The organism is Streptomyces sp. NBC_01003 (assembly GCF_045162695.1).
GTDB lineage: Bacteria > Actinomycetota > Actinomycetes > Streptomycetales > Streptomycetaceae > Streptomyces.
Genome location: NZ_CP108707.1, coordinates 2,153,899 through 2,165,729, shown reverse-complemented (window position 1 = coordinate 2,165,729; position 11,831 = coordinate 2,153,899). Strand labels below are relative to the sequence as shown.

Genomic DNA, 11,831 nt, shown 5'->3' with positions numbered 1-11,831 from the left:
GTGGCGGATATCGCTCGCGAGGTGTCCCGCCTGGGCCCACTACACGATGAGTTCGGCGATGTGGCGCATCTTGATGTCGGTGTGCTGGGAGATCTCCCGTAGGACGTCCCGGCCGTCCTCCGCCCGCAGGTCGGCCAGCGTGACGACGATGCAGATCGCCCTGCAGATCGCCCTGATTGCGGGCCCCGGCCGCATGCTGGTGTGCGCGGCAGACCGTGGAGTCGACGCTCAGGTCCCACGTGATCGCACCCTTCGCGTCGGCCAGGGACTGGAGCCGGGTGGATCTGGTGCCAGGTGCCGTTCCGCTGCCATCGGCGGAGTGAAGTAGGCCGCCGACGAGGTGCCCGTGGCCCGGGTCCTTTTCCGACGGCCCCTTCCCGAACGGTGCGGGCTGGTTTCCCAGCACACCGCTCTCCAGTGATCTTTTCCGGGTGGATGAGGTCGCTCGTCCCGCGTTGATGTCCTCGTGGCAAGGCCGGCAGACGACCAGGGTCTTACGTCGTCTCATTGCCATCAACTTCACCCACACGGGCGCTCGGCTCGGCCCTGTTGCTTGAGATCGGCGAGTTTCCGGGTGTGATGGACCTCAATCCGGCTCGTTGATCCGCATATCTCGCAGCCGTCCGCGAGGAGCCGCTTCACCAACTCGGTGGTGCTGATGTGGTTGGGTTTCAACGGCTCTCGGTCGGCCATTACCGCTGTGCGCTGCCGTTTGAGCGGGATGCCGCCGAAGCGGGCAACCAGCGCCTTCTTCACACCTCCGCACTCGACGACACCTTCAAAGCATTTTCGAGGGCCGTCCGGGGTGTCGATGGTCGCCTTGTACGTGCGGGCCATCTTCGTGACGGTCGATCTGTGCTTCGACGCCAGTGTCTTGAGCATGGACGTCTCCATCACCCATTGCAGGCGGTTTACCAGGTGCCCTGCCCGAGCGCCGCGATCTCCTCACCGGAGGGGAGCGCGATCGTTCTGGCCGATTCCGCAGACATCTCGGGCCTCCCGTCTGCCATGGATCCGTGTCACGCGCGCCCGCACCGAGTGCCCAGGTCCGCGCCTCCCGGACAACCGGTGTCGCATGCGCCGCAGGGAGGTCAGGAGGGGCGAGCGGACTGCGCCGAAAGCGCGCCGGGACCGGGTACGCGGTCGCGCAACGCGACGGCGACCGACACAACGGCGCCGCAGGAGAGGACCGCCGCGAAGCCGATCATCGCGGTCTGCGCGGCGAAATGCCGCAGGGCGATGCTGAACAGGACGGAGGGCAGGCCCATGCCCAGGTACGCGACGACGAAGAACACGGCGAGGACCCCCGCGCGTGAGGCGGGCTCGGCCACTGAAACGGCACGTTCGACGCCTCCCTTGAACAGCAGCCCGGAGCCGGCTCCCGACAGGGACACGGCGACCAGGTAGAGCCAGAGCGCCGGGTGGTAGAGGGCGACGGCGCACAGGACCAGGCCGACCGGGAATACCACTGCCCCCACGGTCAGGACCCGGGGCAGTGGGAGGCGGCCCAGCACCAGCTGGGCGGCCGCCGCGGAACCGAACATGAGGAAGGCCGACAAGCCGACCACGAGGTGCGAGTCGGTGTGCAGGGTGCCATGGAGCACGCTCGCCCCGAGGGAAGAGATCAGGCCGAGGATCGCGAAGGCGAAGGCGCCCAGCGCGCCGGCCGCGCCGAACGTCCGCCCGCCGCCGGGGCGCAGGACGAACCTGCTGGGCGGTTCGGCCGCGGGCAGCTCCAGGTCCACGGTCTCCGGGGTGGACAGCACCAGCGCCAGGCACACTGCCATGGCGAGCGTGAAGATCGCCTGGGCGGTGATCAGGGGCGCGGGAAGCCACTCGGCGGCGGCTCCGGCGACCAGGGGCCCTGCGGCCAGGCCGCCGAGGTTGGCGGCGGTGGCCACGATGCCGGGCAGCACCGAACCCGTCCGTTCCGGACGGGCCTCGTGGTGGAGGTCGTGCAGGTACGTCGTCGCGGTCGACGCCATCAACCCCAGTCCGACACCGTTCAGGATCCTGCCCGCGATCAGCCCCGGCAGGTCCCGCCACGCGATCAGTACGACCGACGCGACGATGCCAACCAGCAGCGCAGGGACGATGACGCGCCGTCGGCCGAGCCGGTCCGACAGGTGTCCCAGTCCGAGGAAGGCGGCCGCTGCGCCCACGACCATCGAGGCGTACGCCACCGTGACCGTGGTCGCGCCGAAGTGGTCCCGGGCCTCGTACAGCGGCCACAGCGGGGTCGGCGCGGTACCGAAGGCCATAAGCACGGTGAAGGCCACCGCCACGAACCAAAAGCCGGTCGTGTGCGAGGCACGACGCCGGGCGGGGGCGCGGGGCGGCAGGTCGGCGGGAGCGGGTGCTGGGATCGGATGGGTCGGGTCGTCGGGAGCGTCGGCTGTCGGACGGCTCAGCGGCGTCGGAACGGCAGGCAGGGGTACCCCTCCTCGGGCGGAAGTGGATGGCGCTTTCCAGTCTCCTCACCAGCCGGGATCAGTGCCAACGAATGTTTTTGCTGGGCTCGAGCACTGCGAGTGATACTTCTCGCGTGGAGCTACGTCAGCTGGAGCAGTTCATCGCGGTCGCCGAGGAGTTGAGTTTCACGCGTGCCGCCCGACGGCTGCACGTGGTGCAGTCCGGGGTGTCCGCCGCGATCCGCTCCCTGGAGCGCGAGCTCGGTTGCGCGCTGTTCGAGCGCACGTCGCAGCAGGTCCGGCTCACCGGGGCGGGCGCGGCGCTGCTGCCGGAGGCTCGGGCCACCCTGCACGCCGCCCAGGCGGCCCAGGACGCCGTGCGCGCCGCACAGGACACGCTGCGCGGCACGGTGAATGTGGGCGCCATGGCCTCGGTCGAGGTGGTGGACCTGCCTGCGCTCCTCGGGCAGCTGCACGCGCGGCATCCGGCGATCGACGTCCGGCTGCGGCTGGCGACGACCGGATCGGCGGGACTGGCGCACGCACTGCTCAGCGGGGACCTGGACGTGGCTTTCCTGTCGCTGCCCGAGCACAAACCCGCCGGGATCGACGCACGGGAGCTGGCCACCGTGCCGCTCGTCCTGGTGGTGAGCGCCGCCCATCCGCTCGCGCAGCGGGGGGAGGTGGCACTCGCGGACCTCGCGGGGGAGCCCTTCGTGGACTTCCCGCCGGGCTACGGCAACCGCGAGGTGGTCGACCGGGCGTTCGCGGTGGCGGGCGTCGTACGCCGGGTGGCACTGGAAGTGCCCGACATCGACATGGGGGCGGCACTGGTCCGGCACGGTCTGGGCATCGCCTTCCTGCCCGCGTTCGCCGTTGCCCGCACCCCCGGCCTGCAAGTCCTGGACGTCCACGGCACCATGCTCCGCTGGAGCATGCATCTCGGCACGTCGTCGACCCGGCGGCCCAGCTCGGCCCTGCGGGCGCTGCTCGACCTGGTCGACCTCCACGTCATCGCCCTGTGACGCGCGGGCCGCGGCCCGCGTCTCCCGTCGGTGGTGTCCGGCCCCCTGCGCTCGCCTCGCTCCGGCCGCGACATCTGCCGCAGCATCCGCTGACGCTCAGGCTGCCGTCGTCCACAGGCGGCGTCGGTTCTAGCGTGTGGGGCTCAAATATGGGATTCGGCCGCTGATCTGCGGGTTCGTAGTGGTGTCAACTGGCGGTCTGGTACTCGTTGGTGAGTTCGCCGAGGACCGCTGTGCGGTGGACGCGGTGCTCGGCGAGGTCGATGGGGCGTGGCGGTCTGGCTTCAGCTTGCGATGGACAGAGCTGGCTCAGTGCGCGGTGAGGCCGGTGCACGTTGTAGTGCTCCAGGTACCTGGTGAGGGTTCGGCGCAGGTGCCGTTCGTTGAGGATGAGTGTCCGGTCGAGGAGCTCGCGGCGCAGGGTGCCGTTGAACCTTTGGCAGTGTGCGTTCGCATTCGGGGCCTGGGGCGGGCTTTTGAGGACGCGCTGGCCGGCGTCGGTGAAGACGGCGTCGAAGGCGGCGGTGAACTGGCTGCCGCGGTCACGGATCAGGGACTTGATGTCTGCGATGTTCATGCCGGTGTCCATGAGGAAGTTGCGGGCGGCCTGGGTGGTCCATGGGCCGGTGGGGTGTGCGGTGTCGCCGAGCAGGTGTGCACGGCGGCTGCCGGGTTCGAGCATGACCAGGGCGTAGATGCGTTTGAGATTGATGGTGTCGACGTGCAGGAAGTCGACGGCGACGATGTGATCGGCCTGGGCTGTGAGGAACTGCCTTCAGGTTGCTCCGGTACGACGTGGGGCGGGGTTGGCTTTGTCCACGGGAACGGGTTCTGGCTCAAGAACGGACAGCAGATGTTCACCACTTCGGGAGGCGCCAGGCGCGTTGAGGATTCGAACGGTGATGCTTTACGCCGTGGCGGTGCTCGGCCCCGCAGCGGATGAAAAACACGTTGGCCGGTCCGCTGCGGAGCTGCGACGATGCCCTCTGTTTCTCTAGCGGAGGATGTTTGTTCGTTTTCGTGTGTGCAGGGTGCGGTGCCAGACTGACCATCCCGCTGTCCCAGGTCGCACTGCCGGCCCACGCCCATCAGAAGTACGGGAACGGGATTCAGCTCCCGGTGCTCATGGAGTCGGGCACGTTCGCCGTGGATCCGCAGTTCTGGGGGCCGCCGTGGCGGAGGTGGGATGAGATCCATCCAGACGAGGCGGCGGCCCGTGGCATCTACGCGCCGGTCTACGCCTTGTCCGACGGCGCGCCCGACATGATCGTCATCGCACCTGGGGATACCCGCGGCACCACGCTCATCCCGGAGAAAGGCGGCGGTTACTGCTGCGGCCTCGACTGGGGTGACGGCCCGAACATGGCCTGCGAGACGTGCGGCCTGCCCGTCGCGAACCGGATCGACGACTGCTCGCTCTGGCAGGCGGTCTGGCTCGCGCCGGACGCCGTGCGCCGCCTCCCCGTCGACAACTCCGACACCGCAACGCTCTCCTGGGCGGAACTGTTGGTGGAGGGGAAAGGCACACCCCCGTTCGAGCCGATCACCCGATGGGGCTCGCTGCTCGGGCTGGACCACTGGTGGTCATGGAGCCCGCAGTGGGAAGCGGCAGCCGGCCGGGCGCTCGCCCACCTGCTGGCAGCCTCGGACGGTCGGCCGGTGACCGTCCCGCACGGCTTGACCGCGGAAGTGTTTCAACGCGCCCTCGATGCCCTGTTGCCTGCGGGCCCGCCAGCGCGGCGCGCCGTCCTGGCCGGACCAGGACTGTCCGTCCCGGACGCGGACATACTCCTCCTGCCGACCCACCCGCAGACAGGGGAGCCCTGGAGCCCGACCGGCCCGGCCGCATCGGCATACCCGGTGCCGCTGCCGTTCGGGGTGTGGATGTGGCTGGCTTTCCCCGAGCCACACCTACACCTGCCTGCGTCAGGCACCATGCCCGACGGCGTTCTGCGCGACGATCCGCCCGCGCCGCGTCCCCATCATCTGTTCCGGGCCGACCCGGGAACCTTCCAGCACACCCTGGTCCGGCTGCCCGCCGTCCGCAGCCCGTGGCTGCGTGAGATCCTCGAGAACCTCACGCAGTACATGCGCACCGGCGTCTTCTAGCCAACTGACACGGGGCGTCAGTACGCACTCTCCGCAACTGCCGCATTCGAACAGCGCTGGGCAGCGGAGCCTCCCGAAGTGGTGAATATCTGCTGTCCGTTCTCGTGGACAAAGCCACGGGGTCGATACCGGCCTGGTTGTTTGCGGCGAGGGGCTTCAAAGCGGGACGACGATTCGTGTTTTTGAGCCTCACAGGATGCGGTGCAGGGTCTGCCCGGGCGGCGGTGTCGGGGGAAAGTCCACGTCCGGACAACGAGTCGTTCGTGCCAGCGCAGCAGTGGGATGGGGGTGACTGCGAAGGCTTGGCGCCAGTGCTCCCGCGGGACGAGCGGGAGAGGAGGGCGAGCCGGATCCGGTCGGCGGGCTCGTAGCGGACCCGGGCGATCTGGCGGCGCAGCACGGCGTTCTCGTGCCGCACGCCAACACCTCGGCGTCCTTGGCCACGCGGCTGCGGAACACGGCGGCGGGCACCTTGGTCAGATTCCGGACCAGCGTGGCGACGATCGACGGCGACATCGAACGATCACCCAGGTGCCGTGGAGGCCGTTGCTACGCGTGGACAAGCTGCAGGCCAGAGCCGGAATCGGATTTCCGAGCGGGACACGCCGAGATCCTCGCCCTGCGCCATCAGATCACTGTGCTTGAGCGCCAACTCGGTAAGGACCGCTTCCCGGCAGGCGCCACAAGCGCTCTCCCGCTCCTCAACCGCCCATAGTCGGACGGCGACATGCCCGCTTCCTGGATCCCGCATAGCGTCCTGTCGAAGATGCCGAAGGCGTGGGCGACGTCAGGAGGAAGGCCGTTAGCAACGGCCCTCTCCCAGCGCATCTCCATCGGCAGGTACGGCGGCCGGGCGATCTCGAACCACTCACCACCTACATGCGTGGCGGCGTAGCACCAGGAGCAGAACAAGATTTCCGCGTGCCGCTCAGTCGGCGGCACGGGCCATTGCCGCATCGCCCTTCCGCACACTCACATTCCACGAGCGGATCCTGACACGCTCACGCGCACGGCCACTACCCCTCTGGCCTGCCGGGACTTACCAAACACCCCTGCCAGGACAAAACGCTCTTCAAGGCTTTCAGAGGCACCTGTGTCGGTCAGTGCCCCAGATTCACGTCCGCGTCCTTCTCGCCCTCGCCGCTCACCCGCAGCGGCACGGCCTGGGGCGCGTATCCGGTGGCGATCACGGTGTAGTCGCCGGTGTCCAGGTCGTTGAACGCGTAGGCGCCGTGCGCGTCGGTGACCGTCGTGGCGACCGTGTTGCCCGCCGCGTCGAGGAGCGTGACCCGGGCGTCGTCGACCGGGTGGCCCGCGCGGTTGCGGACGGTGCCGTGGACGTGGGCGCCAGGGGCGAGGCGGATCTCGTAGCGGTTGGCGGTGCTGCCCGCGACCTCTGCCGGCAGGGCCGACGGACGGTGTCCGGGGGCGCTGACCACGAGGGTGTAGTTGCCGGGGGCCAGGTCGGCGATGCCGAATTCGCCGGTGTGGTCGGCCGCTGCGGAGGCGACGACCTCGCCGCGCACGTCGGTCGCGGTGACGAGGGCGCCGGGCAGCGGCCGGTCGTCGGGGGTGGCCAGGACCGTGCCGGTCAGGCCGGCCGCGCCGGAGAGCACCAGGTCGAAGTCGACCAGGCCGTCGGCCACCGTGATGGTGGTGGCCTGCGGCTGCCGGGCACCGCCGGAGGCGATCAGGACGTACGTTCCCTCGGCGGGCGCGGCGACCGCGTAACGGCCGTCCGCCTGTGTCGTCGTACGGCCGAGCTGGCTGCCGCGCAGGTCGATCAGCGTGACCACGGCGCCCGCCACGGGCGATCCCGCGATGTCGCGGATGTGGCCGCGGACACCTGAGGCGGGTTCGTCCGCGAGGGCGGTGGCGAGCGAGGCGACCGGGGCCGCCTCTACCGCCTCCGCCGTGTCAGCCATCGCCGTCACGGGCGTCTCGGCGGCGGCATCCGAAGCGGTGCTGCCCTCCTCCGCCGCCCGCGCCTCGAGGCCCGACATCTTGCGCAGCGGGACCTCCTTGGTCCACAGGACCATGAGGAACGCGACCGCGATCACGCCCGCCGCGATAAGGAACACCACGTGCATGGAGTCGGCGAAGCCCTGCTTGAAGGGCTCGGCCAGGCGCGGGTCCAGGTGCTGGATGAACGACGAGTCGCTCAGTACGTCGGAGCTGCCGCCGCCCGCGCCGGGGTGCTGCAGCATGTCGAGGACCGGCTTGTTGGCCGGGTCGGACAGGACCGCCGGGTCGTGCAGCGCGGACTGGAACTGGTGCGTCCCGGCGGCCGACTTGAACGCCGAGGAGATCTTGTCGCCGACGTTCGAGAACAGCACCGACAGGAAGATGGCCGTACCGGCGGTGGCGCCCATCTGCCGGAAGAACGTGGACGATGCGGTCGCCACGCCCATGTCCTGCGGCGGCACGGCGTTCTGCACGGCGAGCACCAGGGTCTGCATGCAGCCGCCGAGGCCGAGGCCGAAGACGAGCATGTAGATCATGCTCTGCCACAGCGGAGTGTCCCACTGGACCTTGAAGTGGAAGAGCAGCAGCGCCGTGACCATGAGGACGGTGCCGATGGTCGGGAAGATCTTGTAGCGGCCGGTCTTCGCGGTGATCTGGCCGGAGACGATGGACGCGATGATCATGCCGAGCATCAGCGGCAGCATCTCGAGACCGGACTTGGTGGGGCTCGCGCCCTTCACGATCTGCAGGTACTGCGGGATCATCAGCATTCCGCCGAACATGCCCGCGCCGATGAGGACGGACAGCAGGCTGGTCTTGCTGAAGATCGCGTTGCGGAACAGGCGCATCGGGATCAGCGCGTCGTCGCCCATCCGGCGCTCGACGAGGATCCAGGAGATGATGCCGACGACGCCGATGCCGTAGCAGGAAAGGGACCTGGACGAGTCCCAGCCCCACTCGCGGCCCTGCTCGGCCACCAGGAGCAGCGGCACGACGCCGAGCGCGATGGTGAACGCGCCCCACCAGTCGATCCGCCGGGCGCGGCGGGTGTGCGGGATGTTGAGGACCTTGGCGACGACGAACAGCGCGATGATGCCGATCGGCACGTTCACCAGGAACACCCAGCGCCAGCCGACGACGCCCAGGATGCTGTCCTGACCGGCGAGGAAGCCGCCGATGAGCGGCCCCGCGACGCTGGAGGTGGCGAAGGTGGCGAGCATGTAGCCCTGGTAGCGGGCCCGTTCGCGGGGCGGCACGATGTCGCCGATGATCGCGAGGGCGAGGGACATCAGGCCGCCGGCACCGATGCCCTGCAGGGCGCGGAACGCGGCGAGTTCGGTCATCGACGTCGAGAACGTGCACGCCGCCGAGCCGAGGATGAAGATGCTGATCGCGCCCAGGAAGTAGGGCTTGCGGCCGTGCAGGTCGGACAGCTTGCCGTAGAGCGGCGTCGCGATCGTCGAGGTGATCAGGTACGCCGTCGTCGCCCACGCCTGCTGGCTGAGGCCGTGCAGGTCGTCCGCGATGGTGCGGATCGAGGTGGAGACGATGGTCTGGTCGAGCGCGGCCAGGAACATGCCCAGCATCAGACCGCTCAGAATGGTCAGGATCTGGCGGTGGCTCAGGCCACCGCCGGAGGAAGCGGGTGTCGCCTCCGTGTGCTTCGCGGTGTCTCGGCGCGGCGCCGACACGGCCTCACTCATGCTTGCTTGCTCCCTGCTGCGCCACGGCTTCGGGCTGAGTCCCGTCGCCGTGGCGTTTCTGTTGATGCACTACCAGGTCGTCGTTGAGGAGTGTCATCAGCCGGATCAGCTGATACCGGTCCTCGGGGGGCCAGGGGTCGAGGAGCTCCGCCAGCTGCGCGTCGCGCTGCCGGCGGTACTTCTCGTACACCGCCCTGCCGGACTCGGTCGCGTGCAGCAGCGTGCCGCGCCGGTCCTCCGGGTCGGGCCGCCGCTCGATCAGGCCGCGCTCCACCATGGAGCGGACCTGACGGCTGACCGTCGACAGGTCGAGGAAGGTCTCGGCGGCCAGATCGGTGGCCCGCTGCTCCCCGTCCCGTACGAGCCGGGCCAGCAGGACGCGCTCACCGGCGCCCTGCTCCAGCTTGGTCTGGTGCCTGCGCGCCGCGACCAGCCGGGTGAAGCGCACGATCTCGCTCCCCAGTCCTGCCCCGGCCTCCTCGGCACTCGCGACCCCGGTGTCCCCGGTTGTCCTATGTTCCCCCGCTGCGCGGTCACGGACCGTCCCCTTGCCCATTGCCCGTCCCCAGTCCACTCACACTTTATTGCTTGTAGCTACCAAGTGAGTGTAGACGGCCCGTAACGGTGTCCGGTACGGGGCCTCGGATGCACGACCCGGCGCATGTGGCGGCCTGATGCGCCGGTAGCGAAGGGGCCGACGCGAGAGGCCTGAGGGTGCCGATATCCCCGGTCACCCACGCTGAGCTGCGGCTTCAGGGTCACGCTGGCCGTCCTGCAGCGCAGCAGCCCCAAGCCCGTCTTCACCGGCGGGGATCGTGCGGTGCTCGCCGCCCTGCTGCGGCTGCTGGGCAAGCATCACCGTTGGGCGATGAAGCTGCTGGTCACCCCGCGGGTGATGCGGCGCGCGTCCCATCGTGTCGGATGGGCCGGGGGGTTACGGGTTGTGAGCGTTCCGCGTGCACCCGAATGCGCCACCCGGTACCGTCGAAAACGCGCGTTCCGCCCAATCCGTCGCGGCCTGGTCCCGTCAGTGGCCGCCGCCGATGTCGGCAGAGGAACGGGATCACATGCCAAAGCGCAGCATCCACGCGGTGACTGCCGCGGCCGCTCTGGGCTGCGTGGCAGCATTCGGCACCACACCGATCAGCGCCTCATCAGCAGCTGCCCAGGCCGCAGAGCCCAGCCCGGCAGCCCCCAGGTTCGTGCCCGGTGCCTGTCCGAAGCCGCCTGAGCCCATCGAAGCGCTGAGCAAGGCACGGTGCGGTTTCCTGGAGGTCCCCGAGAACCGCTCCCGCTCCGGCGGCCGGACCATCAAGCTGGCCGTGGCGGTCATTCCGGCCGCTGCGGAGAAGCCCTCCGAGGACCCGGTGGTGTTCATGGCGGGCGGCCCCGGTGCCGACACGTTCGACGACATTCCCTTCCTCATGGACTCCGGCCTGAACAAGGACCGCGAGCTGATCGTCATGGCCCAGCGCGGCAACCTCTACGACCAGCCGAACCTCGCCTGCCCTGAGGTCGACCGGTTCAACGCGCAGGCCGTGGGCCTGGGATATGACTCACAGCGGGCGGAACAACTCATGCTGAAGGCGGTGAAGGACTGCCGGGGCCGCCTGACGGCCGCCGGCGTCGACCTGAGCGCCTACAACACCACCGAGAACGCCGCGGACTTCGCCGACCTGCGCAAGGCGCTGGACATCCCCCAATGGAACGTCTACGGGTACTCCTACGGCAGCAATCTGGCCCTCACCTACCTGCGCCTGCACCCCGAGGGAATCCGCGCGGTGGCGATCGACTCGATCACACCTCCCCAGGTCGCGACCCTGCCGTGGGGATGGGGCAGCGCCGCTGAGGGAATCCGCAACATCTTCAAGGCGTGCGCGGCGCAGCCCGCCTGCAAGGACCGCTACCCGGACCTCCTCCGCCTGCTGACGGAGCAGGTGCGCGAACTGGAGGCTCACCCCCTGACTCTGAACGTCACGCCGCCGAGCGGAAAAAAGCCGGTCAAGGTCGTCCTCGACGGGGGCGCGCTGCTGAACCTGATCGTCGCCTTCACCCCCCGGCCCAAGGACATTCCGGCGGCGCTCGACGAACTCAGCCGCGGAAATCCGAAGCGCTTCGCGCAGGCCCGCGCGGCAGGCTCGGTCCAGAACGTCGGCGTCTTCGCGCACGGCTTGACGAACTCGATAGCCTGCGGCGAGTGGGCTCCGGGTTACTCGGAATCCGACGTGCTGAAAGCGGGGCGCAAGGCCTTCCCCGGGTGGCCGGACACAGTCCTGGCCCAGGTGCCGCAGCTGCCCTTCCAGTACCCGGCGTGCGGGATCTGGAACGTTCCGGACCGCGCGAAGGTACAGCGGGTGGCCACGGTCAGCGCGGTGCCGGCGCTCGTCGTCTCCGGCACGTTCGACGCGAAGACCGGGGCGAGTTGGGCGAAGGGCGTGGCCCGCAACCTGTCCCGCTCGACCGCCATACAGGTCCCCGGGATCGGCCACTGGGTGGTCCCGCAGTCGCCTTGCGCGCAGCGCGTGCTGGCGTCGTTCTTCGCTCGCCCGACCGCCCCCGACACCTCGTGCGTGGACGGTCTCGAGCCCGAACCGTTCACGATCACCCCGAAATGACTG

Annotated in this window: 9 protein-coding genes; 3 read left to right on the top strand and 6 right to left on the bottom strand. The window is 69.4% G+C overall.

The features are described from left to right. Positions 1 to 39: 39 nt before the first annotated feature. The 3 genes from OG698_RS10245 to OG698_RS10235 form a co-directional block, all read right to left on the bottom strand. Complete coding sequence (locus OG698_RS10245) at positions 40 to 195, bottom strand: ANTAR domain-containing protein (protein WP_406102766.1); 156 nt, start codon at positions 193 to 195, stop codon at positions 40 to 42. Between the two features lie 324 nt (positions 196 to 519). Next, positions 520 to 882 (bottom strand): hypothetical protein, encoded by a 363-nt coding sequence (locus OG698_RS10240; protein WP_406102765.1) that lies wholly within the window; start codon positions 880 to 882, stop codon positions 520 to 522. 209 nt (positions 883 to 1,091) lie between these two features. Then, on the bottom strand, positions 1,092 to 2,279 hold the full coding sequence (locus OG698_RS10235; RefSeq protein ID WP_406102763.1) for an MFS transporter: 1,188 nt from the start codon (positions 2,277 to 2,279) through the stop codon (positions 1,092 to 1,094). A 266-nt stretch (positions 2,280 to 2,545) separates the two neighbouring features. On the opposite strand from OG698_RS10235, the gene OG698_RS10230 reads away from it, so the two are divergent. Then, the gene (locus OG698_RS10230) at positions 2,546 to 3,436 is read left to right on the top strand and encodes a LysR family transcriptional regulator (protein WP_393705967.1); all 891 of its coding nucleotides are present in this window, start codon (positions 2,546 to 2,548) and stop codon (positions 3,434 to 3,436) included. A gap of 187 nt (positions 3,437 to 3,623) precedes the next feature. Here OG698_RS10230 and OG698_RS10225 read toward each other — a convergent pair whose 3' ends face one another. Further along, positions 3,624 to 4,118: an integrase core domain-containing protein gene (locus tag OG698_RS10225; RefSeq protein WP_406102761.1), complete on the bottom strand. Its 495-nt coding sequence runs from the start codon at positions 4,116 to 4,118 to the stop codon at positions 3,624 to 3,626. 326 nt (positions 4,119 to 4,444) lie between these two features. Here OG698_RS10225 and OG698_RS10220 point away from each other — a divergent pair, with 326 nt between their 5' ends. Beyond that, the gene (locus tag OG698_RS10220; protein ID WP_406102759.1) at positions 4,445 to 5,545 is read left to right on the top strand and encodes a hypothetical protein; all 1,101 of its coding nucleotides are present in this window, start codon (positions 4,445 to 4,447) and stop codon (positions 5,543 to 5,545) included. Between the two features lie 1,100 nt (positions 5,546 to 6,645). On the opposite strand, the gene OG698_RS10215 is transcribed toward OG698_RS10220, so the two are convergent. Then, entirely contained in the window at positions 6,646 to 9,213 is a 2,568-nt protein-coding gene (locus OG698_RS10215; RefSeq protein WP_406102758.1) for an MFS transporter, read from the bottom strand. Beyond that, positions 9,206 to 9,661 carry a MarR family winged helix-turn-helix transcriptional regulator gene (locus OG698_RS10210; RefSeq protein WP_406102756.1) on the bottom strand — a complete coding sequence of 152 codons (456 nt, stop codon included), beginning with the start codon at positions 9,659 to 9,661 and terminating at the stop codon, positions 9,206 to 9,208. Before OG698_RS10210 ends, OG698_RS10215 begins: the two co-directional genes overlap by 8 nt. A gap of 619 nt (positions 9,662 to 10,280) precedes the next feature. On the opposite strand from OG698_RS10210, the gene OG698_RS10205 reads away from it, so the two are divergent. Next, positions 10,281 to 11,828 carry an alpha/beta fold hydrolase gene (locus OG698_RS10205; protein WP_406102754.1) on the top strand — a complete coding sequence of 516 codons (1,548 nt, stop codon included), beginning with the start codon at positions 10,281 to 10,283 and terminating at the stop codon, positions 11,826 to 11,828. Positions 11,829 to 11,831: the final 3 nt, after the last annotated feature.